Here is a 22,665-nt window from a genome sequence, read left to right on the forward strand (position 1 = left end):
GAGATCACCCCCTTGCCCTCAGTCGTCTTTCAGAATGTTGTACAGGAATGCGGTGATGATGGCTGCGATGATGATCCATAGCATCTGGTACCAGTAGAAGTACGGGATGCCCCACAGCTCCGGCTTGAGCGACCCATAGAGCCCTGGGAACAGCGATCCGATGACGGGTGCAAGGATGAGCACGTACCACCACCGCTTCGCCTTTGTGGGCGGCTTCTGCGTGTCGTTCATCATGTCCACCTCCTTCCCCATTGGCTCGCGCTTGCCCATGTAAACAACCGATTGTTTAGTCTCTCCGGCTGTCAGCGCTTACAGATGGGCAGCTCGTCATCATTTATAAGCTACGACAGGCTTGTCTGTCAAAGACATGGCTTGGAAAGCGCGCGGGCGGCCGCGCCTTCATCCGTTCCCCTGCGGGAACCGAAGCCGAAGCACGGTTTTGCGCGGCTGTGTCGTGCGCTTGACCTCCAAGTTGCCGCCGTGCTCGAGCGCAATCCGGTGGGCGACCATCAGTTCGAGGCCGGTGCCCCGCTCGCTCGTGTCGTAGAAGGGCTCCCCAGGGCGAGCCGAAAGCGAGGTCGGGATTCCTTCGCCGGCGTGCTGAATCGTCGCGATCGCGCCGACTTCCGTGGCCGTGACGGACAGGCTCACGTCGCCCTGCGCCTCGGCGGCCGCCTCGATGGCGTTGCGCAACAGGCTGACGAACATCTGCCGCAGCTGGCCTGGATGGCCCAACACCTGCGCGGGCTCCAACGGGCCGCACGCCAGCTTCACGCCGCGCTCGAGTGCCAGCGGCTGGCAGACGGCTGCGGCGGTCTCGGCAATCGCGCCGAGATCGCACGCGACATGCGGGACGTCCTCCGGCTTGGCCAGGACCATGAGGGCGTCGGTGACGTCCTTGATGCGCTCGAGTTCGCCCCACATGGCCGCGTAGGCGCCGGGCGCGAGCTCCTCGAGTTGATCGCGAAACAATTGCACAAAACCCATGACGGTGGTCAAAGGGTTGCGGAACTCGTGCGCGATGCTCGCGGCGAGCTGGCCGAGGGCTTCGAGCCGCTCTTCGCGCACGCGGTCGGCGGTTTTCCGCAGGCGCGCGGAGATGTCCCGGGCCTGGATGACGTAACGCGTGGCGGAGTGAGTTTCGATGGGCGTGATGCGGAGCTCCACGTCCACGCGCGCGCCGCCTATCTCCATGGCGAGTTCGCGATCGCGCCCGTCGGCGCCCTCTGGCGTGAGCCATTCGTCAAACATCGCGAAATCCTCGGGTGCGACGAGATCCAGCACGGAGCACCCGATGAGCGCATCCGCGGTCACGCCGCGGGCCGACAGGAAGCCGGGCGACGCGAAGACGATCTCTCCGGAGCTCTCGGCGATGAGGACGAGATCGGCCGAGTGGTCCGCGATGACGCGGTAGGTCTGGCGAGCAGATTCACACTCGTCGACGAGTTGCGCTTGGCGGCGGGAGAGCCAGGCGAAGCTCGCAAACAAGGCGGCCGTGGGCAAAACGACGGGCCATTCCATCTGAGGCGCTGAGAGCAGCGAAGCGAGCGACGCTGGGATGAGGAGCGTCACAGGGTGCAGGCTGCGAAGCGCGTCGAGCACGGAGCGAAACCGCCCCTTGGCCTCGAGGAAAAGCGCGTCGGCGATGAGCCGCACGACCTCAAAGACGACGGCTGCGATGGCCGTGCGAAAGAGGCAGGGCAGAAACGGAACGCGCTCGAGGAGCGCATAGGTGGGCGCAAGGGCGAGCTGATGCGCTCCGAGGGAAAACAAGAGCCTCCGCAGATGGGCGCGCGTGAAGCGGCGGGATCCGGTCCGGATGACAGACGTGGCCACGCCGACGAGAATCGCGGCGCTCGCCGCGGAGAAGCCGTACTGGTCCGCGGCCAGGACGTAACAGAACACGGAGGCTGAGAATCGCCGGCCGCCCGGGAGGTGGAGGGGAAACCATTCGAGCACGCATGCGGCGGCCATGATGGCGAGGAGCCATTCTGGCACTTGGCCGCGAAGCGCAAACGCGGCACAGACCGGCGCGGAGAGGCCGAGTGCCATTAGAATATATGGGAAAGCGCGGCGGAGATTGAAAGTCAATGCGTCATGCGCTCCTTTGCATCCAACAAATGACGCGGCGCGGCTTGGGGTTGTCGACAACCACCCTAAAAGCAGAGAAAGAACCGGGGCGACGCCCCGATTCTTCCTGAGAAAGAGCACACCGCGCCACGAGGGCGACCTTGCATGTCGAAGTGTAGCGCATGGCTTGGCTGTTGAAAAGCGAAAGCTGTCGAATCGAGCGTGCTCGTGTCGAATCGACACACGTCTGTCATACGGGCACTAGCGGGAAGGCCGCAAGCGGCGGGATGGGATGTGCCAGAGGAGCCGGATCGCAAGGCCCATGGCGCAGCCGAGCAGCGTATCGGCAAGCCGCCAGAAGAGCGCGGCGTGCGGGTCGAGTCCGGTCGGGCTGGCCTCGGCGATGAGCATGGCGAGCGGCGTGATGAAAATGACAGCGATGCCGTAGTTTCGCGCGATGAACAGTTCCGCCAGGGTCTGCAGGGCGAAGAGGCACATGGCGAGCGCGAGCGAACGAAGGTGCAGGCTGAGGATGACGCTCGCGACAAGCACCCCGATGACGCTCCCGAGCGCGCGCTGAATGGCGCGGTGAAGCGTGCCCATCACGGTCGTCCCCACGAGCGTAGCGGCGCAACCGACGGCTGTCCAGTAACCGCGCGGGCTGTCGAGCGCCTGTGCGGCGAGGGAAGCGGCGCAGAGGCCGACCGACATGCGCAGCGCGTTGGAGAAGGTCGCGTCCTTCAGACGCAGATGAATGCGCAGCTTGCGCATGACGCGCCTTGCGCCCGAGCGGTGCAGGCGCTGCGCTTGCCCTCGCAGACGTGACGGCCACGCCACAGCAAGCAGGAGGGACAGCAGAAAAGCGACTCCGGCACCCGACAGGATGAGCTCGGCTGAGAATGTGCCAGCGTGCGCCTGCGGTTGTCCGGCCGCGATGGCGGCCGCCATGATGAAGAAGAACGGCCCCGGCGGCGCCATTTCGAGCGCGCCAGCGACGTAGGTGGCGATGCCGCCCACGCCCGCGACGCTGAGAGCTGCCGCGAGGGGGCGGCCAGCTGCGAGCGCGCCGAGCGCGAACGCGGCTGTGAGCCCGAGGCCGACCGCCGCGAGCTTCGCGGCCAGCCTGCGGGGCGGGAGATCTGTCGCGTAGATGCCCGTGAAAGCCCCGATGGACGCGATGAGACCGTCCACGGGGCGGTGAAGCAGGGCGCCAAGGCTGGCGACGGAAAACAGGCTGAGGCCCGCCGACAGCGCCCGCCTCCAAGGCCAGGGAGCCCTGCGCACGACAAACGCGTGAAACAGGCGGGCTTCTCCTTCGGGGCGAGAGGCTGCCGCGCGATGCGCAAGAAGATGACGTCCTTGCCGTTCTCGAGCGTCCACCGTCTCTCCCCCTTTCGCGTGTCCGTCCCGATCGCGCGGCCGAACGCCGCGCGATCGGGACGCAAATGCTCATCATCATTATCGCAAAAGTGGGAGATGGAGGGCGGTGCATGAAAGCGGTTTGAGGTTGACAGTTCGGTGAACGCGCCCTGAGCGTGGTTCGTTTCTGCGGTTCCGAGGGCCTGCTCCGCCTGTCCCGGCTGCCTTAAGCGCGTGTGCATTCAGGGTTTGCGCATCTCGTACGGACGCCCTTTCCAGTGGTCGCCCGTCCGCAGCCAAAAGCGCCGCGCTGAGTCCAACGTCATGAGCGTGTACAAGGCCCCGGCCAACGGGAGTAGGATGGCGCGCGCGGCCGACAGGCGGTAAAACCGGAGGATGGGGATGAACGTCCCGGCGAGAATGGCGTACGCAAGCCCACCGAGTGCGAGCGCCGCGAGTCCTCCGCGCGCGCCCGACCAGGCGCCCACGAGTCCCGCCAGAAGCGCCATGGGCGGCACGACGTACAACAGGAGCATGCCGAGGGCGGTGCCCGCCAAGAGCAGCGCCGAAAAGCGAAGCTGCACGAACGCCGTGCGCGCAATCATGCGCCAGATCTCGCCGAGCGTCTGATATGCGCGCAAGCTCACCACATCGATTCCCAGGCCGAGCCAGAGGCGCCCGCCGCGATCGGCCACGAGTTGCGCGAGCGCACAATCGTCGATCATGGCATGTTGGATGGGCGTGAGCCCCGGGGGCATGGGCAGCTTGCTCCGGCGGACGAGCACACACCCGCCGGCAGCTGCGGCCGTCTTCTTTCTCGGGTCGGCGACCCAGGCAAACGGGTAGAGCTTTGCGAAAAAGTAGACGAAGGCTGGAATGAGCAGCTTCTCCCACGCGCTTTCCGCGCGAAGCCGCACCATGAGCGACACCAGGTCGAGGTTTCGCCGCTCTGCCGCCGCGACCAGGGCCGTGACGCTCGTCGGCGGATGGAGGATGTCCGCGTCGGTGAACAGGATGTACTCGGCGTCGTCGGGCACGTGTTTCAGCCCGTTCTGCATGGCCCAGACCTTGCCCGTCCAGCCCGCGGGCAGCGCCTCTGCCGCCACGACGCGCAGGCGGTCCGAAGCGCCCATTTCTGCGGCCGCGCGCATGGCCACCTGGGCTGTGCCATCGTCGCTGTGATCGTCCACCAGGATGACCTGAAAGCGGCCCGGGTACGCTTGGGACAAAAGGGCGGGCAGGGTGCGCGGCAGGACGTCCGCTTCGTTGCGCGCCGGAACCACCGCGCACACGGCCGGCCAATTTCGCGCTCCTTCTCCCTCCACTTCCTCCGCCGCGCTTTTCGTATCCATCGCCAGGTGCATGCGCCAATACAGCCCGCGCGCGAGCAGGAGGAACAGCCAAGCCGCCAAGCTTACGGCCGCAATCCAGGCCAGCGCAATCACGGCGCCACGCTCCTTTCTCTCTGTCCAATGAAGCCTGTACAACGTCCCTCGAACTCAGTATACTGATTAGAAACTTGCCTGCGGGGATGGATGCCCGTGAGTCAAATTCGCTTTCACCTCGATCGGCTCCTGTCCGAGCGAAACATGAAAATACCCGATCTGGTGAAACGGTCCGGCGTCAACAAAAATACGCTGTACGCCATGAAAAAGAACGCCATCACCCGCGTGGACCTTCGGGTGTTACAGAGAATTTGCGATGCACTGTCCTGCAAGTTGTCCGATCTCATGACTTACGAGCCAGAGGGGGAGACGCATACGAAGGGCCTGCTCTTCATCCTGTCCGGGCCGTCCGGCGCAGGGAAAAACACGCTCATCAACGCGCTCAGGGATCGGTACGATCTCGGCCTGACCTTCATTCCGTCCTTCTCGACGCGGCCGATGCGGCCTGGAGAGACCAACGGAAATCCGTATTACTTCGTGTCCCGCGAGGAGTTCATGCGCATGGTGGAGCAGGGCGAATTCCTCGAGTACGAGACCATCCACGGCAACCTGTACGGCACGCACCTTTTGAGCTACGAGCGCGCGCTCAACGAGGGGCGCGTCATCATCAAGGACATTGACGTCAACGGCGCGCTCAACATGAAGCGCGTATTTGGCGATCGCGTCGTGCTGATTTACGTGCGCCCGACCTGCTTGGACGATCTCGAGGGCAGACTCCATCATCGCGGCGATCACGAGGATGACATCCGCGTTCGCATGCAGCGCCTCAAGTACGAGGAGTCGCTGTCGGACCAGTTCGATTTCCTGATTTTCAATGACGACGTGGCCACGGCGACGGCCGAGCTCGCCCACATCATCCGCACCTGTACGAGAAAGCACGCGTAAAGGCGGGACAACATGCAGCAGGTGAACGCCCATCCCCGCGTGCGCTTCTCGCTGCGGTACAAGATCATCTCCATCCTCTTCGGGGCGATGCTCGTGGTGCTCGCGCTCGGCGGGGCGCTGTTTTATAGCGTCGCGCGCCAGCAGATGCTGAAGAGCGCGGACAAGCAGGCGCAGTTGCTCGCGCAGCAGATCGACCTCGAGATCGAGTCGAGCGAAGCCGGCCAGGCCTACATCGACAACCTGCTAGGCAATGAGCTGCGCATCGCTTCCATCGCCATTGAGAAGCAACTGCCGCCCCACTGGCGCGACGTGACGAACGAACAGCTGCGCCAGCTCTCTGCCCAACTGGGGGTGAGCGGCATCACGCTGCTCGCGCCCACCGCCGACGACATCGTCGGGGTGCGCTCCTCCGATCCGCGCGAAATCGGCCTCTCCACGCGCGGCATGGGCAAATGGTACATCGCCTTTCGCGATCTGCTCGCGGGCAGACCTCAGGCCTCGACGTACGGCACGGCCGAGAAAGACTACTGGTCCGGCCCGTTTGCCAACGCCGCGTCCGATCCCACCAAGGTGGACAAGTGGGGCTATTACTACGACGGCACGACCGACTACATCATCGACCCATTTTACGTACAGACCTCCATTCCGCGCTACGAGCAGGTCGTCAGCGTCAACAGCACCATCCGCCACATCATGCAGACGGAGCCTGACATCCTGTCCATTGCCGTGCTGAACAAGACCTTTGACGAAAAACCCATCCGCTACTCGTACAAGGGCGTCTCGTGGGTGGACATCGCCAACCAGCCCGTCATGTACGGGTCGTATCGGTATGCGCATCACGATCTCGACGTTCACCTGAAGGATCAGGCGCTCGCCACGGGCAAGATGCAGACCGCCATCGACCGCGTGAATGGCACCACGGTGATGAAGGCGTTCATTCCGGAGTCGGAACAGGGCGATCACTACGTGGTCGAGATCGTCATGAACTATCGCCTCATCGCGGCGCAGCTCGCCGATCTGCTGCACGACATGGCTGTTTTGGGCGGGGCGCTTTTGTGTTTGACGGCGCTCCTGTCGTTTGCCGGCGCGGACCTCATCATCCGCCCGCTCAAACGCATCACGGAGGCCGTGGACGAGATCGCCGGCCGAAACTTTGCGGCCCACGTCGAAGTGGCGCGATCGGACGAGATTGGCGTGCTGGCGGCGCACGTCAATGAGATGTCGGAGAGGCTGGTGGATTATCTGCGCGAGTTGACCCGGCGCGAGCGGGGGCGCGGCGTGGACTACCTGGTGATGGCCACGCAGGCGCTGGTGCACGAGCTGGGGACGCCGCTCGCCGCCATTCGCCAGATGTCGGATCTGCTGCCGCGACTGGAGCCCGAGCTCGGCGACAAGGCGCGCGAGATCCTGGAGCGGATGCGGTCAGCCTCGGAGTACGCGAATCGCATCGCGCGCGATTTCACGGCGTTTTTGCGCAATGGCATGTTGACCGTGCGGCGCCGCGACGTGGTGAAGCTCGTGTCGAACGCGGTCGGCCTGTGTTCGCCCATGGCGCAGTCCCGGCGCGTGAGGCTGAGCTTTCACAACGAGACCGGTCAGCGCCACGTGTACCTGGACGTGGACGAGGACAAGCTGTTTGGCGCGATCGTCAACCTCGTGCGCAACGCCATCGACGCCATCCCGGACGATCGCGCCCGCCGAGAGGTCGACGTCACGCTGCGCATTGAGGGAGAGGAATTGCACGTCGACGTGATCGACACGGGCGTGGGCATCCCCCGGGAGCGGTGGGACCAGATTTTCGTGCCGTACAGCTCGACGAAGAAAGGTGGCCTTGGCCTCGGGCTGACGTTTTGTGGGCTCATCGCCATTGCGCACGGAGGGACGGTGGGCGTGGTGAATTCTAGCCCGGAAGGGACGCACATTCGCATGCGCCTGCCGCTCAAGTACGAGCCCATTCAGGTCGACGCGTAGATGGTGATGCGCGTGACGAGCTTATGGGTCTCATCGAAGACGGCAGGGGGCACGTCGAACCAGGCGTCCTGAGCCGAGCCCCACGTCGTGTCGACCAAGATGTAACGGTGCTCGCCTGGGATGAAGACCTCGTTCCAGGCGTGCGAGCCTTCGACACCCCCGGTGATGGCGAGACCTTCGTCAATGCGCACGGTGAGCCCGACGGCGTGCGCCATGTCCGCGTACAGCAGCGCGTAGTCGGCGCAGACGCCTTTGCCCGTTTCGAGCGTGGTGAGGGGCGACTGCGCATCCCACTTGCCGTCATCGACGTAGTCGTCGTATTTCTTCCAGTCGTACCGGATGTGGTGAATCTCCCATTCGTACAGGGCTCGCGCCTTTAAGTACGGCGAACTCAGGCCGCACGTGATGGCCAGCGCCTTTTCCGCGACGGGCTTTGGCACCACGAGCACGCCCGTCTCTTCGCCGGGGCCCGTGGGCACGACGAACAGCGAAATGTCAGCTGCCACGTTCTTCAAGGCGCCTCTCGCCAAGACGGGCATTTCCCGGTCGACGACGGGCCGAAGCCAGGGTCTGTACAGGTGCGCCGACATCCAGCGGTAGGCGGGCGATGAGGCGGACGCCTGCGCGATTGCAGGCGCGGAGACGTACTGCAGGGCCACGTACACGCAGGCGCCGAGGACCGCCGCGCGAAACGCGCCGAGGCATGCGCCGAGGACGAGCCCGCCCGTGCGACTCACGGAGCCGGGGCGTTTGGCGCGCATCGAGCGTCGGTCGAGTGGGCGGATGAACCTGTGCAGCGCGAAGGACAGGACCAGATACGCGCCGAGAAACGCGAGGGTGTTGCACAGGCGCGGCGATTGCTGCCAGAACATTGCCACGCGATGCATCCACGCGGGCCCCGGCGCATCAGCGCCCATCATGCCGCGGACAAAGTGGTTGATGCCGATGGCAGCCGCGGATGCCGCCACGACTTCAGCCACAAAGGCCGCCATATGGGCAACGTTCACCGCCGCCCGCGCAAAGCCGCGCCGCCATCCCTGCAAGGCGGAAAGGGCCACCATGGCCCATAACACCCAGTCCATCCAGTGTTTCAAGGTCACACCCCCAGGCCTCAGTCTATCCCGATTGCCGCCGATGGAGTAGTATGAACCATAGAAACGGTCGGCGCGGGGGGATGCGTGTGGGTTTTACAGCGGATCAGATTCCGAATCAGGGCGGCAGGTGGGCCGTCATCACCGGCGCGAACAGCGGGATTGGCTGGGAAGCGGCGCGAGCGCTCGCCAGGCGCGGCGCGAAGGTCACGCTGGCGGTGCGCAATGCGAGCCGCGGCGAGGCGGCCGCAGACCGCATTCGGTCCGAGGTGCCAAATGCCGAGTTGGACGTGCGCGTCGTCGACTTGGCCGATCTCGACAGCGTTGAGGCGTTTGCGGACGCACTGGTGGCGGAGGGGCGTCCGCTCGATCTGCTCATCAACAACGCGGGCGTCATGGCGACCTCCTATGGCACGACCCGCCAAGGTTTTGAACTCCAGTTCGGCACCAACCACCTCGGGCACTTTGCGCTCACGCTCAGGCTGCTTCCGATTCTCGCGGGCACGACGGGTGCGCGCGTGGTGACCGTCAGCAGCATGGCGCACCAGATGGCCAAGCACCTGGATCTCACCTACGTGCGGGGCGGAGGATCCTACCGCCGTTTCGAAAGCTACGCGCAGAGCAAACTCGCCAACCTTCTCTTTGCCTACGAGCTCGACCGGAGACTCAAAAAGCGCGGGCTGCCGCTGAAGAGCATCGCCTGCCATCCCGGGTTCGCGGCCACGTCATTGGTGGAAAACGGCATGCTGAAGCGCGCGTGGCAGCGTCCGTTTGCGCGGCTCGTCAACGTGTTTGCCCAGCCGAGCGACATGGGCGCGCTCCCGACGCTGTACGCCGCCACGCATCCTGACTTGGCGGGCGGCGAGTACGTGGGCCCCGACCGAGGTTCTCGGGGCTACCCGGCCGTCGTCGCTTCCTCTCCCGCGTCCCGCGACGTCACCGCCGCACGCGAGCTCTGGACGGCTTCACTCGACATGACGGGCATTCCGCGCGACGCCTGGTACGCGTTGGAGGACGAGTGAGTCATGCGCCAGCTTGCGCTTTCGAGCGCCAGAAAGAGGGATAGACTTGGCCAAGTTGTACTTTCGCTTCGGACAGATGAACGCCAGCAAGTCCATCCAACTGCTGACCGTCGCTCACAGCTACGAGGAACAGGGTAAGAAGGTGGCGCTCTTTACGCCTGCCATCGACGACCGCTACGGCCGGGGCGTCATCGCCTCGCGGGTGGGCATCGCCAAGCGGGCCGTCGTCGTCGAGGAAGACACCGACCTGTTTGAGCGCGTGCGCGCGCAGATGCCCGACTGCGTGCTTGTCGATGAGGTTCAGTTTCTTCGCGCTTACCATGTGCGGCAGCTCGCGCGCGTCGCGGACGATCTCGACATCCCCGTCATCATGTACGGGCTGCTGAAGGACTACCGCAATCGCCTGTTTGAGGGCAGCGAGGCGGCCATCCTGTGGGCGGACCGGATTGAAGAGATCAAGACCATTTGTGCACATCCCGGCTGCGACCGAAAGGCGACGATGATCCTCAAGGTGAAAGACGGCCGGCCTGTCTACGAGGGCGAACAGATTGAAGTCGGCGGCAACGACCTCTACAAGTCCGTCTGCCGCAAGCACTACTTTCACCCCGATGTCGAGGGCCTCATGCGCGCCACCGGCCTCTGACGCGCCTGCGAAGCTTCATCGGTTCGCATGCTGGGGTCAGAGTCCGAGGGACAACTGGACGGCGGGCGCTTGCGCCTGCGCCTCCGCCGCCGTGCGCAGGCAGGCGGCCAGGGTGTACACGGGCATGTTCAGCTGAGAAGCCACGTACACTTCCAGGCGGGCGCCCCGCGAGCGCTCCCATCCTGGAAGCGTCACCACCGCGTCTGCGTCCATCAGCATGCGCAAATCCCGGCGCATGGCCGCATACCAGTCGTCGTCCGCAGACCCAAACTCGGCGGGGTTCAGGACCTGAATGCCGTGCGCGCGAAGCGCTCGGGCTGCTTCCAGAAAGGCGGGCCGGTTTCCTTGCGGCAGCCCGGTCATAGGGCCGGAGAGATACACACGCTTCACGATGCTTCGCCTCCCACCTAAGATGAGTCCATCGTATACGAACGTTTGTTCGGTGTCAAGCCGCCTCGGCGTGCGCGAGGCTTGGCGAACGTTTTGCCGTTGTGTACAATGAACGTTCGGATCGCGAGCCGAGCGCCGGGGCCGCAGGCTGCGCGCAGCGCCGGGCGAAGGAGGCGGCAGCGCGCCTTGGGGTCGGCCGGAAGGTTGAGGGGGATGGTCATGGCTGACGCGTACGACGTCATCATCGTGGGCGCAGGGCCGGCGGGCCTCTACGCTGCCTATGAATTGGTGGAACGGGCACCGAAGCTCCGGGTGCTCATGATCGACAAGGGGGTGGAGGCGCGCTTTCGGCACTGCCCCATCATGGAAGGCCGGATCGACAAGTGCCCACCGCCCAACAAAATCAAGACTTACGCGAGCTGTTGGCCCGCCTGCGGCGTGATCAACGGCGCGGGCGGCGCCGGGAGCTTCTCAGACGGCAAGTTCAACATCACAGCCGAGTACGGCGGCTATTTGACGGAATACCTGCCGGCGTCCGAGGTGCTCTCGCTGATCGAGTATGTCGACGCGATCAATCTGCGCCACGGCGCGCCCGATGTCGTGACCGATCCGTCCACGCCCGCCGTGGCCGCGATCGAGCGACGCGCCATGGCCGCGGGGCTCAAGCTGTTGCGTGCGCGCGTGCGCCACATTGGCACGGATAAAAACCTGGAGCTCATTCAGTCGCTGTTCGAGCATCTGAGCAAGCACATCGATCTTCGCTTCCGCACGTTCGTGGAGGACATCGTGGTGGAGGGCGATCGCGTCGGCGGGGTGGTGCTGCGCGGCGGCGAAGTCGTCCGCGCCCGCTACGTGCTTCTCGCGCCCGGGCGCGACGGCGCGACGTGGCTGTCGGATCTCTTCCGCCGGCACAAGCTGAAGATGACCAACAATCAGGTGGACATCGGCGTGCGGGTGGAGACGTCGAACGTGGTGATGCAGGAGGTCAACGAGCACCTGTACGAGGCGAAGTTCCTGTTCCAGTCGCCTGCGACAGGCCTCATGGTCCGGACGTTTTGCGCCAACCCCTCTGGGCACGTCGTGATCGAAAACCACACGGGCGTGATGGCCGCCAATGGCCACGCGTATCACGATCCGGCCCTGGGATCGCAGAATACGAACTTCGCCCTGTTGGTCAGCCACCGATTCACGGAGCCGTTCGACAAGCCGAACGAGTTTGCGAAAAGCATCTGCCGACACGCGAACGAGCTGTCCAACGGGTCGATCATCGTGCAGAAGTACGGGGACTTGCGCAAGGGCAGGCGCTCGACGCCGCAGCGCATTCGCGAGGGGTTCGTCGAGCCGACGCTGAAGGAGGCGGTGCCGGGCGATCTCGGCCTGGTGCTGCCGTACAAGACGATGCTTGCGCTGATGGAAATGGTGGAGGCGCTCGACCGGGTCACGCCGGGCATCGCGAGCGATCACACGCTGTTTTACGGCGTCGAGGCGAAGTTCTATGCGGCCCGCGCGGAGGTGGGCCCGGACTTGCAGACGCGCATCGACGGCTTGTACTGCGCGGGCGACGGGCCGGGCATTTCGCGCGGCATCTCACAGGCGGCCTCGTGCGGCGTGCACGTGGCGCGACAGATTGCGAGCCGCGAACCGTGAAGATTCGCGGCCCCGGTGCAGCTCGAGGCTCAGCGCCCACTGCGGCGCTGAGCCTCGCCTGTGTTCAGCGGGAGACGTGCACGAGCTTGCCATTTTGGAAGTAGAGCCTAGCGCCGTTCGGGTACGTCCACACCGTCTCTGGCTTGCCGTGATACGTGGTGGAGGAGATGGACGCGGGCGATCCCCACTTCGCGCGCGCCTCAGCCTCGGAGATGCCGAGCGGGAGATACGGGTACGCCTGTTGGCCTCCACTGCCTGCAGAGCCTGTTCCACCTGTCCCCCCGCGCCCGCTCGCTGCGCCGGCGAACGGCTGTGCGCGTTTCCAGTACTGCGCGAACCACGCCTGCGCCTCGGCGCGGACGAGAGGCTCTGTCACCACCAGGCCGACCTCGCGGTTGTCCTCCAGGGAATTGGCCGAGAGATTTTCGCTGCCGATAAACGCCGCTTCGGTTCCGACGATGAGCTTGGCGTGCACATACGGCGACGACAAAAGCCGAACCTGGACCCCGTGATCTTCGAGGACGCGGGCGCTCGCCTGCTCCTCGCTGTCGATGGACGACGGGAGCAGAAGCTCGAGCTCATGACCCTTGGCTTCCATCGCCGCCATGACCTCAGGCGGATTGTACAGCTCTTCCTCGGCCATCATGACCGGGCCCGGCTGGCGCACCTGGTCTGCGAGCGCCTTGGCCGATCCCGGCGAGACGACGATGGCGGGGGAGAGGCTCGGCCGCGGACGCCCCGACCAGTCGGCCTGGAAGAGGGCGTCGAGCTGAGCCGGAAGGGTGCCACCCCGAACCTCGACGTTGTCCTCCAGGTTGGACCCGCCGTCCAGGGCGCTGTACGTGGCGTTGGCCGAACCGACGATGGCCGTGCGGCCGTCGACCACGAGGTACTTGGCGTGATCGTAACTGTTGGCGGATGGCGACCACGTCTTCACCTGGACCTTGGAGCCGCGAAACATGGCGAGCTCCTTCGATACCGCGTCCGGAAAGTCGTACGGGTGGCTGTCGAGGATGAGTCGCACCGTCACGCCGCGCGCGGCCGCGCTGCGAAGGGCGGTCGCAATGCGCTCGTCCGTGAGCAGGTACACGTTGTAGTCGACGGTCTTTTGCGCGCTGTCGATGGCCTGAACCCACGGGGTCGATCCCGCCCCGGGTTCGCCGATCCAGGTGAACTGGCTGGCGTCGACGGCGATGGAGGCGGACCCGCCGGACGGATTTCCTGCCGCCGTCGAGCGCTCAGCGGGCGCGCTCTGGCCGACATGCGGCGCCCCGGCCGGTCCGCAGGCGGTCAGGGCGAAGAGGGCGGGCGCCACGCAGGCGGCGAGCCTCATCCGGAGCCGAACGTGATTCACGGGCATCGCTCCTCGTGCGTTGAATTTCGATGCATGCAATGGCCGTATGGGTGATCTGATTGTAACAAATCGCCTGTCGCGCATCACGGAGAGGAGAGGACAGGCTCGGATGGCCCGCGCTTCAGCCGAAGATCGTCCAGGATGATGCCGGACACGTGGCAAGAGAGCGCGTGCTGGATGGCCTGCTCGTTTTGCGCCGTCCACGCGTACACGGCGAGGTGGTGAGCCTTGGCCTCGGCCACGAACAAGGGATCGAGGTGTTCGATGTCGGGGTGAAGGCTTTGCGCGCCGAGGCGCTCCGCGAGCCGGATGGGCTCGAGCAGGCGGCCTGCGAACAGCACGCCGAGCGCGATGTCGCGGTCGAAGCGGCGAATTTCGGCGAGCGCGGCGTGATCGAAAGAGGAGATGAGGACGCGCTGGCGGGCGTCGTGCCGGTAGATGGCGCCTAAGACGCGGCGGATGAGCTGGCGCGTGTGCGCGACGGGGCTGGTCTTCAACTCGATGTTCAGGCACATGTGCGGGACGGCGGCGAAGACCTCGTCGAGCGTGGGGATGGGCGTGCCGCGAAACCGCGTGTCGAACCACGATCCGGCGTCGAGCTTGCGCAGTTCGGCGAGGCGCATCTGGGACGCCAGTCCGCGCCCATCTGTCGTGCGGTCGACGGTCGGATCGTGCAGGACGACGACGCTCCCGTCCCCGGTCAGCCGCACGTCCAGCTCGATCATGTCCGCGCCGAGTTCCGCCGCCCGCACGAAGGCGGGCAGCGTGTTTTCCGGGCATTCGGCGGAAGCGCCGCGGTGGGCGATCCACAGGGTGTCGTCGCGCATCAGGAGTTCTCGAATCATGGCCATCCCCTCCAAGGCTGAAGCGGCTTATCCGAAGCGGCTTATCCGAAGCGGCTTATCCGAAGCGGCTTATCCGAGGTTTTGGTCCGCAGCCTGTGCGGCCTGTTGCATCGTGGGCGCGACCGGCTTGCCTTCGTCAAAGATGCCCTGCAGGGCCTGCTGCACCGGCTGCAGCACGGCCAGATACGCGGGCGACGCAGGCGAGGGGTGTTCGTACTGGAGCTCCTCAATCGCCGTCCGGTACTGCGGGTGCTTGTCGAGATACGCTTGATAGACGGGATCGCGCAAATCGGCCTTCTGCACAGGCAGGTAGCCCGTTTCCGTCGACCACTTCACCGACTGTTGCGGCGAGGTCCACCACTGGATGAACGTCCAAGCGGCCTTCTGCTGGGCGGGCGTGGCGTCCTTGAAGATGGCGAGATCGCCGCCTCCCGGGGGCACCGCGAGCGTCTTGCCGCGCGGGAGAAGGGCGGTGCCCCACTGGAACTTGCCGCCGACGCCTTGTGTCACCTTGCCCGCGCTGCCGATGGAGTCGATGTCCATGGCGACCTGGCCGTTGATGAAATCCTGCGTCATGAGGTCCCAGTAGTTTGGTCCGGTCTCCACCTTGGCGTAGCCCTGCTTCACGAGGGACTGTTCCACGTTCAGGATGGAGAGGGCGTCGGGCTCGGCGAAGGTGGCGCGACGCAGGTCGGGCGAGAGGATCGACCCGCCGCCGGATTCCACCGCGTACTCCCAGGGCCACCAGTCGACGAGCGGCTCAAAGCCGTACATTTTGTTCGATCCCGACCCGCTCGTGAGCTTCTTCGCGTCAGCCGCAAGCTGGGCCCAGTTGGCCGGGGGCGCGGCGATGTGAGCTTTGGCGAAAAGCGTCTTGTTGTAGTAGAGCACGGGCACGCTCCGGTTAAATGGCACGGCGTAGTACCGGCCCTGGTACTCCGTGGACACGAGGATACCCGGCAGGAAGTTCGACGGCTTGTCGACGCTCGAAGACTGCATGAGCGGCGTGAGATCGAGCAACTGGCCGCTTGCGGCGAACGCCGGCATCGCGTGCACCTCAATCTGCGCGATGGTCGGCGGATCGCCCGCTTTCATGGCCGCCAAGAGCTTCTGCTGCTCCTCGCCGCCGCCCGAGTAACTGCCCTGGTACGTCGCCACCACCTTGATGCCAGGGTGGGTGCGGTTGAATTCCTGCACGAGCTGCTGAATGTCCTGGCTGAGCGTGGTGCCGACGCCATACCAGAACGTGATGGTCACGGGCTGGCTCGATGCGGCCGCCTGCCCGGCCGAGGTGTGGGCCGCCTGGCCGCCAGGTTGCGCGGCCGGCGCGCCGCAGCCTGTCACCACAAGTCCGAGCGCGACGAGGGCGCCCGATTTCCACATCCGATCTCGCTTCATGGTTTCGCCTCCAATGTATGCGCCGCGATGCGGCCCATGATTATCCCTTCACGGCCGTCTGGGCCACGCCCTGGACGAAGTACCGCTGGCCGATGAGGAACAAAAGGACAACCGGAACAATCGCGAAGATGTCAAACGCCATGGCGTAGTTCCACTGCAGGGTCTGGCCCGCGTCTTGCGACAAAAAGTAGGACAGGGCCACCGGGACGACGCGCATGTTGGTGCTGTTGGTGGCGACGAGCGGCCAGAACAGGCTGTTGTAGTGGTAGACAAAGTTGAGCAACACGAGCGTGACGATGGTCGGCTTGTTGTTCGGCAAGACGATGCGCGTCAGGATCCACCACTCGCTCGCCCCGTCCACCCGCGCGGCGTCGACGATGTCGCGCGGGAGGGTGAGAAAGCCCTGGCGCATCAGGAAGATGCCGAAGGCCGATCCGGCGTATGGGAGGATGAGCGCCCCGTACGTATTGATGAGATGCACCGCGGAGAGCATCGTGTAGACAGGCACGAACGTCGCCTGCATGGGCACCATCATGGCGACGAGCACGGCGAAAAACAGCCAGCGCTTGCCGCGAAGCGGCACGAACACGAGCGCGTAGGCGGCGAGCGACGAGGTCACGACCTGGAGCGCGACGATGGCGCCGTTGGTGAACAGGCTGTTCCAGAGGTACAGCAGGAACGGCTGAGCGCGCCACGCGGCGACAAAGTTGCCCCAGGCCGGGTGCGCCGGCCAGAGGGACGCGGAAAGCAACGCGCCGGTCGGCATGAGCGCCGTGCGGATCATCCAGTAGACGGGTGCCAGGCACAGTGCGGACGCGATCGCCAGGAGCGCGTACGACGTGCCGCGGAGCGCGATACGGGCCATCATGATTCCTCCACCCCAAAATGGCGGCCCACCCGCATCTGCAGGTAGGACAATCCGGCGAGGACGAGGATCAGGATGACGCTCGCAGCGGAGGACTCGCCGGTGTTGAACGCCTGGAATCCCTTCTCGAAGATGTAGTAGGCGAAGGTGGTGGTGGCGCCGTCGGGCCCGCCGCCGGTCATGACGTACACCTGATCGAAGGTCTGGAACGTCTGGATGAGGCAGATCACGACGGCGAAGAACAGGCTCGGCCCGAGCGCGCGAAGCGTGACGTGCCAGAACACCTGCCATCGGCCCCCGCCGTCCACTTGGCAAGCTTCCACGAGCGAAGGGGGGACGCTCTGCAGACCGGCGAGGAAGATGATGGCGTAATAGCCGGTGAACTGCCATGCCGTGAGGATGAGCACGGACACAAGCGCCGTCCTCCCCTCGCCGAGCCACGGCACGGGGTTGAGGCCGAGGTGCGCGAGCATGAGATTCACCGGGCCGCCGTCCGTGGCGAAGAGGAGCGAGAAGATGAGCCCAGAACTGACAAGCGGCATGACGTAGGGACCGAAGATGGCCGCGCGAAAGACCACTCGCCCGCGAATGCGTTGATTGAGAAGAACGGCGAGCAACAGCGCGATGGGCAGAGACACGAACATCATGCCTGCCGCCAGCCACAGCGTGTTGGCCGCCGCCTGCCAGAAGTCGGGGGCGGTGAACAAGTGCGCGTAGTTGGCGAGGCCCGCGAACACCGGTCTCGGCGTGTACAGGGTCGACTGGTACAGGCTCAGGTAGACCGCGTAGCCCATCGGCACAAACACGAACGCGAACAGAAAGACGAGCGCCGGTGCCATCATGGCGGCACCCTTGAGCTGGAGCGGGATGTGGCGCCGTCTGGCGCGCGGCGCGCGCTCCACCTGCGCGATCACGGCTTCGGCAGCCTTAGCCACGTGCGTCCTCCTTTCCTTTGCGATGCGTACAGCGGGTTGGGTTTCAACGCGAGTGTACGAGTCGACTGTGAACGGCCTGCGAAGGATGTGTGACCCTTGTGTGAAGCTCTCGTGAACTCGAGCGATTTGGTATAGTGGGAGAGGAGCGTTCGTTGGGTATCACATCTGGAACGACATCGATGGCGGACAAGGGGAGCGAACGACGTGATCGAACAAATGCGAAAATACGCGGAACTGATTGTGCGGGTGGGGGTGAATCTGCAGCCGGGGCAGCCGCTCGTCATTGGCTTTGGGTCTCGCCAGGTGTATCCGGATCAGGTGCCGTTTGCGCGGCTGCTCGCGCAGGCGGCGTATGACGCGGGGGCGAGCTACGTGCACATCGACTGGGGCGATGAGTGGTGGCTGCGCGAGACCGTCAAGCGGGCCGATCTCGCCGTCTTGCGAGCGCGCGCGAAGTGGCAGGTGCAGTGGGTCGAACAGCTCGCCGAGATGGGCGCGGCGTACATCGCCATGCCGGCGAGCGATCCGGCGCTTTTTGCCGGCATCCCGCGCGACAGGGTGGAGCAAGCGGAGCGGGCTGTTCGTGAAGCGTTCCGGCCGTTTGACAACGAGCGCACAAACGATCGCCACCGCTGGACGCTGGCCTCGGCGCCGACGCAGGCCTGGGCGGACGCCGTGCACCCGGAGCTGCCGCGGGAAGAGCGGTTTCAGGCGCTGTGGCGGGACATCCTGCAGGCCTCGCGGGCGACGGGCGATAATCCCGTGGCGGACTGGGAGGTGCACATCGGCAACCTGAAGCGGCGCGCCGCCTGGCTGAACGGCCTGAACATCCACGCGCTGCACTACCGAGCTCCCGGGACGGATCTCACCATTGAGCTCGCGCCGGGCCACTACTTCGAGGCGGCCGGCCATCCGGACGTGAAAGGGTTGCGCTTTGTCGCCAACATTCCGACGGAAGAGGTGTTCACGGCCCCGAAGAAGACAGGCGTGAACGGCACCGTCACCAGCACCATGCCACTCAACCACGGCGGATCGCTCATCGAAGGCATTCGCCTGCGCTTTGAAAACGGGCGCATTGTCGAGTACAGCGCGGACAAGGGCGAGGACGCGCTCAAGGCCATCATCGAGGCCGATGAGGGCAGCCACTACCTCGGCGAGGTGGCGCTCGTGCCGGTGGATTCGCCCATCGCACAGATGAACCGCATCTTTTACAACACCCTGTTCGACGAAAACGCGAGCTGCCACTTGGCCATTGGGCGCGCGTATCCACTGATTGAAGGCGGCCACCAGCTCGCGCATGAGGACTGGGAGGCGCACGGCCTCAACGACAGCCTCATGCACGTGGACTTCATGATTGGTTCGCCCGATCTCGACATCGACGCACAGCTCAAGGACGGCCGCACCGTGCCCATCTTCCGCGGCGGGCGATGGGCGAGCGAGGCCTGAGTCAGCTTGCAAGGGAGGATGGGCGCATGGTGAAGCCGAACTGGGATGCGACGGAATACGCGTTTGGATCGCGGCGCACGGTGGTATTCGCGCGCCGGGGGATGGTGGCGACGACGCAGCCGCTCGCCTCGGAGGCGGGGCTTCAGGTGTTGCGCCGCGGCGGCAACGCTATCGATGCCGTCGTGGCGGCTGCGGCGGCGTTGGCCATCGTGGAGCCCACCTCCAACGGCATTGGCAGCGACGCGTTCGCCATCGTGTGGAAGGACGGGAAACTGCACGGCTTAAACGCCAGCGGCCACTCGCCCGAGCGATTGACCTTGGACGAGATCGCCCGCCGGGGGCTCGACGCGCTTCCGACGCACGGCTGGCTGCCGGTCAACGTGCCCGGTGCGCCGGCCGCGTGGGCAGCGCTCGTCGAGCGGTTCGGCCGGCTGCCGCTGAAGGACGTGCTCGCGCCGGCCGCCGATCTCGCCCGGGACGGGTTCCCCGTCCAGCCTGTGACGGCGCGCAACTGGCGGCGCGCCATGGAGGCCTACCGCTCGCGCTTGTCGGGCCCCGAGCACCAACCGTTCTTCGCCCTGTTCGCCCCGGGCGGCGATGCCCCGGGCCCGGGAGACGTGTTTCGCAACGAGGACGGCGCGCGCACGCTGGAAGCGATTGCACAGTCGGGCGCCCGCGCGTTTTACGAGGGCGATCTTGCGGATGCCATCGACGCGTTCGCCCGCGAGACAGGCGGCCTCCTGTCCAAGGCGGATCTCGCCGCCTACAAGCCCGAGTGGGTGGAACCGCTCTCCGTGCGCTACCGGGAATTCGACGTGTGGGAGTTGCCCCCGAACGGCCAGGGCATCGTGGCGCTCATGGCGCTCGGCGCCCTCGACGGGATCGATCTCGCCGGCATGAGCGAGGCCGACCGCGCGCATGCGATGATCGAGGCCATCAAGCTCGCCTTCAGCGTCGCGCTCCGCGAAGTCGCGGATCCGCGCTTCATGCGCGTGCAACCGGAAGCGCTGGTGTCAAAGGAGCACCTCGAGGCGCTGCGCGCGAAAATTGGCGATACGGCGCACCTGCCGCCAGTACAGCGGCCGTATTACGGGGGCACCGTGTATCTGTGCGCCGCCGACGGCGAGGGCAACATGGTGTCGTACATTCAGAGCAACTACATGGGCTTTGGCTCGGGCATCGTCGTGCCGGGCACGGGCATTTCGCTGCAGAATCGGGGGCACAACTTCTCGATGGATCCGTCGCACCCGAACGCCCTCGGTCCCCGCAAACGCCCGTATCACACCATCATCCCTGGCTTTCTCACGAAGGGCGGGGAACCGGTCGGCCCGTTCGGGGTCATGGGCGGGTTCATGCAGCCGCAGGGACATGTGCAGGTGCTCGTGCAGATGCTCGATCTCGCCCGCAACCCGCAGTCTGCGCTCGACGCGCCGCGCTGGCAGTGGTTGCAGGGGAAACAGGTGCAGGTCGAGGCCGCCATGGGGGAGGACGTGATCGCCCAACTTCGGGCGCGCGGCCATGAGGTCGAGGTGACGGAGGACGGCACGCCGTTTGGCCGCGGACAGGTCATCTGGAGGTTGCCCAATGGCGCCTTGGCCGGCGCGACAGAGCCGCGCGCGGACGGGTCGATTGCGGCCTGGTGATGCGGCGGATAGGTGCTCGCGGCTTGGGCGTTCAAGCGGCGAAGCGGGCTTGGGCAGGGACGTGCCCATTCATACATGCGCGATGGGCCTGTGGCAGACGGATCAGTCGGCCGCAGGCCCATGCGTTTGAAGCAGGCCTGAGGGGCGCAAGGCCGCCTTTGCCATCGAGCGCGTGCGGTCAGCACCTCGGCACGCTCGAGGGGCCGAGCGCCGAGGCCACCACGGTGAGCGCCGTGCGAATGCCCGCGGTGAGGGTCGCCAGCGGCAGCGACGGCGCCTGTTTGTTGAGCGCCTGCTCGGTCATGTACGGCACATGGATGAAGCCGCCAATGAGGCCAGGGGCTTGTTCGGCGATGAAGTGCATCAGGCGGTAGAACGTGTCGTTGCAGACGAATGTGCCCGCCGTGTTCGAGATGTGCGCGGGCACGTTGGCCTGGCACATGGCCTCCACCATGGCCCGGATGGGCAACGTCGAGAAGTAGGCCGCGGGGCCGTCCGGCGCAATGGGTTCATCCACGGGCTTCTGGCCCGCATTGTCCGGGATGCGCGCGTCCATGATATTGATGGCGACGCGCTCTGGGGTCACGTGCGTGCGCCCGCCGGCCTCGCCCAGGCACACGACGGCGCGCGGCTCGATGTCCCGGATGGCCTGGACGAGCTCCTCGCCCGCCTGCCCATACACCGTGGGCAGCCGCCGGGCGATGATCTTATAGTGGACGCCGAGGGTCTCTCCGGCGAGCGATCTCGCCACCTCCCACGACGGATTCAGCGCCTCGCCTTGGAACGGTTCAAATCCTGTCACCAAAATTGCGTCCATGGGCCTTCCCCCATCGCCGTCCAATTTCCGCGGCGTACCCGCGGTTTCCTACGCCTTGATCTGTTCGCGCTTCCTTCGTGGAAATCCTGTCGCGCGTGAACACGAGAACGCGCGCCTGTCGCTTGCATTGACCAACTGACTGATTTAGAATTTTGGTCAGAACAGAGCCGTGTGTAGACCGCACCTTGGGCATCAGGAAAAAGGTCGCATTTCGGAAAAGGCGGGGATGCATCATGCGGGACCGCATCGAGGACGCAGCCAAGCGAGCGTTCTCCGAGTTCGGTTACAAAGGTACGACGATGGATCAGATTGCGCGCCTCGCTGGGGTGAGCAAGGGCGCCATTTACCTTCACTTTCCCAGCAAAGAGGCGCTGTTTCAGCACATGCTGGGCGAGATCATCCAGCAGGTGCGCGAAGCCTTCGAATCGTCGCAGCGCGAAGGCGACGACTATTTTCACAACCTCGAGCGCGGCCTGCGCACTTTGATGCAGTTCCGGGGCGATCACGCCATCGTCTCCAAACTCGCCCAGGAGGTTCGCCAGTTTGGCACGGAGCAGGCGCGGGAAGGGCTCGCGGCCATCGAGCGCGCCATCCTCGACTACTTGGCGCGCTACCTGAGCCGCGGCATGGAGCTCGGCGTCGTGCGGCCCTGCCGCGCGGATCTCGTCGCGTTCGTCCTTTTCCGCGCTTACACGGCAGTGCTGCGCGACTTTCCGTCCGTCGGAGGGCACCTGGCGGAGGACGATCTGTACCACCTGTTCACCGGCGTATTCGTCGACGGCCTGCGCCTTCGGGCCGATGAGGAGCAAGGCCAAGCGCGAGGAAACGAGTGGGGGTGA

20 protein-coding genes are annotated in these 22,665 nt (G+C 65.4%); 8 read left to right on the forward strand and 12 right to left on the reverse strand.

The features are described 5' to 3' along the window. Nucleotides 1-18 precede the first annotated feature (18 nt). The 4 genes from BW934_RS07125 to BW934_RS07140 form a co-directional block, all read right to left on the reverse strand. Nucleotides 19-231: a DUF3311 domain-containing protein gene (locus tag BW934_RS07125; RefSeq protein WP_076346814.1), complete on the reverse strand. Its 213-nt coding sequence runs from the start codon at nt 229-231 to the stop codon at nt 19-21. A gap of 168 nt (nt 232-399) precedes the next feature. Beyond that, nucleotides 400-2,091 (reverse strand): ATP-binding protein, encoded by a 1,692-nt coding sequence (locus BW934_RS07130; protein WP_143232564.1) that lies wholly within the window; start codon nt 2,089-2,091, stop codon nt 400-402. A gap of 240 nt (nt 2,092-2,331) precedes the next feature. Continuing rightward, nucleotides 2,332-3,450, reverse strand: coding sequence for an FUSC family protein (locus tag BW934_RS07135; protein ID WP_076346563.1), 1,119 nt, complete (start codon nt 3,448-3,450; stop codon nt 2,332-2,334). Nucleotides 3,451-3,671: 221 nt separating this feature from the next. Next, entirely contained in the window at nt 3,672-4,874 is a 1,203-nt protein-coding gene (locus BW934_RS07140) for a glycosyltransferase (RefSeq protein ID WP_076346565.1), read from the reverse strand. A gap of 90 nt (nt 4,875-4,964) precedes the next feature. On the opposite strand from BW934_RS07140, the gene gmk reads away from it, so the two are divergent. Together gmk and BW934_RS07150 are read left to right on the forward strand one after the other, a co-directional pair. Beyond that, a complete protein-coding gene (gene gmk / locus BW934_RS07145) occupies nt 4,965-5,759 on the forward strand; it encodes a guanylate kinase (protein WP_234969672.1) in 795 nt (264 codons plus the stop codon). Between the two features lie 12 nt (nt 5,760-5,771). Next, nucleotides 5,772-7,730, forward strand: a complete 1,959-nt coding sequence (locus tag BW934_RS07150) for a sensor histidine kinase (RefSeq protein WP_076346569.1) — start codon at nt 5,772-5,774, stop codon at nt 7,728-7,730. On the opposite strand, the gene BW934_RS07155 is transcribed toward BW934_RS07150, so the two are convergent. After that, a complete protein-coding gene (locus BW934_RS07155; RefSeq protein WP_407639954.1) occupies nt 7,715-8,830 on the reverse strand; it encodes a transglutaminase domain-containing protein in 1,116 nt (371 codons plus the stop codon). The genes BW934_RS07150 and BW934_RS07155 overlap by 16 nt on opposite strands. An 80-nt stretch (nt 8,831-8,910) precedes the next feature. Between BW934_RS07155 and BW934_RS07160 the strand changes: the two genes are divergently transcribed. Further along, a complete protein-coding gene (locus BW934_RS07160) occupies nt 8,911-9,843 on the forward strand; it encodes an oxidoreductase (protein WP_076346820.1) in 933 nt (310 codons plus the stop codon). 46 nt (nt 9,844-9,889) lie between these two features. Further along, nucleotides 9,890-10,486 carry a thymidine kinase gene (locus tag BW934_RS07165; protein WP_076346571.1) on the forward strand — a complete coding sequence of 199 codons (597 nt, stop codon included), beginning with the start codon at nt 9,890-9,892 and terminating at the stop codon, nt 10,484-10,486. Between the two features lie 36 nt (nt 10,487-10,522). Here BW934_RS07165 and BW934_RS07170 read toward each other — a convergent pair whose 3' ends face one another. Beyond that, nucleotides 10,523-10,876 carry a DUF4406 domain-containing protein gene (locus BW934_RS07170; RefSeq protein WP_076346573.1) on the reverse strand — a complete coding sequence of 118 codons (354 nt, stop codon included), beginning with the start codon at nt 10,874-10,876 and terminating at the stop codon, nt 10,523-10,525. A gap of 219 nt (nt 10,877-11,095) precedes the next feature. Here BW934_RS07170 and BW934_RS07175 point away from each other — a divergent pair, with 219 nt between their 5' ends. Continuing rightward, entirely contained in the window at nt 11,096-12,523 is a 1,428-nt protein-coding gene (locus tag BW934_RS07175) for an NAD(P)/FAD-dependent oxidoreductase (RefSeq protein WP_076346822.1), read from the forward strand. Nucleotides 12,524-12,587: 64 nt separating this feature from the next. Here the strand turns inward: BW934_RS07175 and BW934_RS07180 are convergent, their stop codons facing one another. The 5 genes from BW934_RS07180 to BW934_RS07200 all read right to left on the reverse strand — a co-directional run bounded on the left by BW934_RS07180 (nt 12,588) and on the right by BW934_RS07200 (nt 17,920). Further along, on the reverse strand, nt 12,588-13,883 hold the full coding sequence (locus BW934_RS07180) for a phospholipase D-like domain-containing protein (RefSeq protein WP_076346575.1): 1,296 nt from the start codon (nt 13,881-13,883) through the stop codon (nt 12,588-12,590). 77 nt (nt 13,884-13,960) lie between these two features. Continuing rightward, the gene (locus BW934_RS07185) at nt 13,961-14,722 is read right to left on the reverse strand and encodes a glycerophosphodiester phosphodiesterase (RefSeq protein WP_076346577.1); all 762 of its coding nucleotides are present in this window, start codon (nt 14,720-14,722) and stop codon (nt 13,961-13,963) included. Nucleotides 14,723-14,791: 69 nt separating this feature from the next. Continuing rightward, a complete protein-coding gene (locus BW934_RS07190) occupies nt 14,792-16,120 on the reverse strand; it encodes an ABC transporter substrate-binding protein (protein ID WP_076346579.1) in 1,329 nt (442 codons plus the stop codon). Between the two features lie 40 nt (nt 16,121-16,160). Next, nucleotides 16,161-16,985 carry a carbohydrate ABC transporter permease gene (locus BW934_RS07195; RefSeq protein ID WP_234969673.1) on the reverse strand — a complete coding sequence of 275 codons (825 nt, stop codon included), beginning with the start codon at nt 16,983-16,985 and terminating at the stop codon, nt 16,161-16,163. Continuing rightward, entirely contained in the window at nt 16,985-17,920 is a 936-nt protein-coding gene (locus BW934_RS07200; protein WP_076346583.1) for a carbohydrate ABC transporter permease, read from the reverse strand. Before BW934_RS07200 ends, BW934_RS07195 begins: the two co-directional genes overlap by 1 nt. Nucleotides 17,921-18,124: 204 nt before the next feature. Here BW934_RS07200 and BW934_RS07205 point away from each other — a divergent pair, with 204 nt between their 5' ends. Both BW934_RS07205 and BW934_RS07210 read left to right on the forward strand, forming a co-directional pair. Then, nucleotides 18,125-19,366, forward strand: coding sequence for an aminopeptidase (locus tag BW934_RS07205; protein ID WP_084182527.1), 1,242 nt, complete (start codon nt 18,125-18,127; stop codon nt 19,364-19,366). A gap of 26 nt (nt 19,367-19,392) precedes the next feature. Then, nucleotides 19,393-21,009, forward strand: coding sequence for a gamma-glutamyltransferase family protein (locus tag BW934_RS07210; RefSeq protein WP_076346585.1), 1,617 nt, complete (start codon nt 19,393-19,395; stop codon nt 21,007-21,009). A 178-nt stretch (nt 21,010-21,187) separates the two neighbouring features. Here BW934_RS07210 and pcp read toward each other — a convergent pair whose 3' ends face one another. Next, nucleotides 21,188-21,826 carry a pyroglutamyl-peptidase I gene (gene pcp / locus BW934_RS07215; protein WP_076346587.1) on the reverse strand — a complete coding sequence of 213 codons (639 nt, stop codon included), beginning with the start codon at nt 21,824-21,826 and terminating at the stop codon, nt 21,188-21,190. A gap of 233 nt (nt 21,827-22,059) precedes the next feature. On the opposite strand from pcp, the gene BW934_RS07220 reads away from it, so the two are divergent. Then, nucleotides 22,060-22,665, forward strand: coding sequence for a TetR/AcrR family transcriptional regulator (locus BW934_RS07220; RefSeq protein WP_076346589.1), 606 nt, complete (start codon nt 22,060-22,062; stop codon nt 22,663-22,665).

The organism is Alicyclobacillus vulcanalis (assembly GCF_900156755.1).
Taxonomy (GTDB): domain Bacteria; phylum Bacillota; class Bacilli; order Alicyclobacillales; family Alicyclobacillaceae; genus Alicyclobacillus; species Alicyclobacillus vulcanalis.

Bases quoted from the DNA above. Each gene is read 5' to 3' on its own strand.
- BW934_RS07125 (WP_076346814.1), bottom strand. From the start codon at position 231: ATGAACGACACGCAGAAGCCGCCCACAAAGGCGAAGCGGTGGTGGTAC.
- gmk (WP_234969672.1), top strand. From the start codon at position 4,965: ATGCCCGTGAGTCAAATTCGCTTTCACCTCGATCGGCTCCTGTCCGAG.
- BW934_RS07150 (WP_076346569.1), top strand. From the start codon at position 5,772: ATGCAGCAGGTGAACGCCCATCCCCGCGTGCGCTTCTCGCTGCGGTAC.
- BW934_RS07175 (WP_076346822.1), top strand. From the start codon at position 11,096: ATGGCTGACGCGTACGACGTCATCATCGTGGGCGCAGGGCCGGCGGGC.
- BW934_RS07180 (WP_076346575.1), bottom strand. From the start codon at position 13,883: ATGCCCGTGAATCACGTTCGGCTCCGGATGAGGCTCGCCGCCTGCGTG.
- BW934_RS07185 (WP_076346577.1), bottom strand. From the start codon at position 14,722: ATGATTCGAGAACTCCTGATGCGCGACGACACCCTGTGGATCGCCCAC.
- BW934_RS07190 (WP_076346579.1), bottom strand. From the start codon at position 16,120: ATGAAGCGAGATCGGATGTGGAAATCGGGCGCCCTCGTCGCGCTCGGA.
- BW934_RS07195 (WP_234969673.1), bottom strand. From the start codon at position 16,985: ATGGCCCGTATCGCGCTCCGCGGCACGTCGTACGCGCTCCTGGCGATC.
- BW934_RS07210 (WP_076346585.1), top strand. From the start codon at position 19,393: ATGGTGAAGCCGAACTGGGATGCGACGGAATACGCGTTTGGATCGCGG.
- pcp (WP_076346587.1), bottom strand. From the start codon at position 21,826: ATGGACGCAATTTTGGTGACAGGATTTGAACCGTTCCAAGGCGAGGCG.
- BW934_RS07220 (WP_076346589.1), top strand. From the start codon at position 22,060: ATGCGGGACCGCATCGAGGACGCAGCCAAGCGAGCGTTCTCCGAGTTC.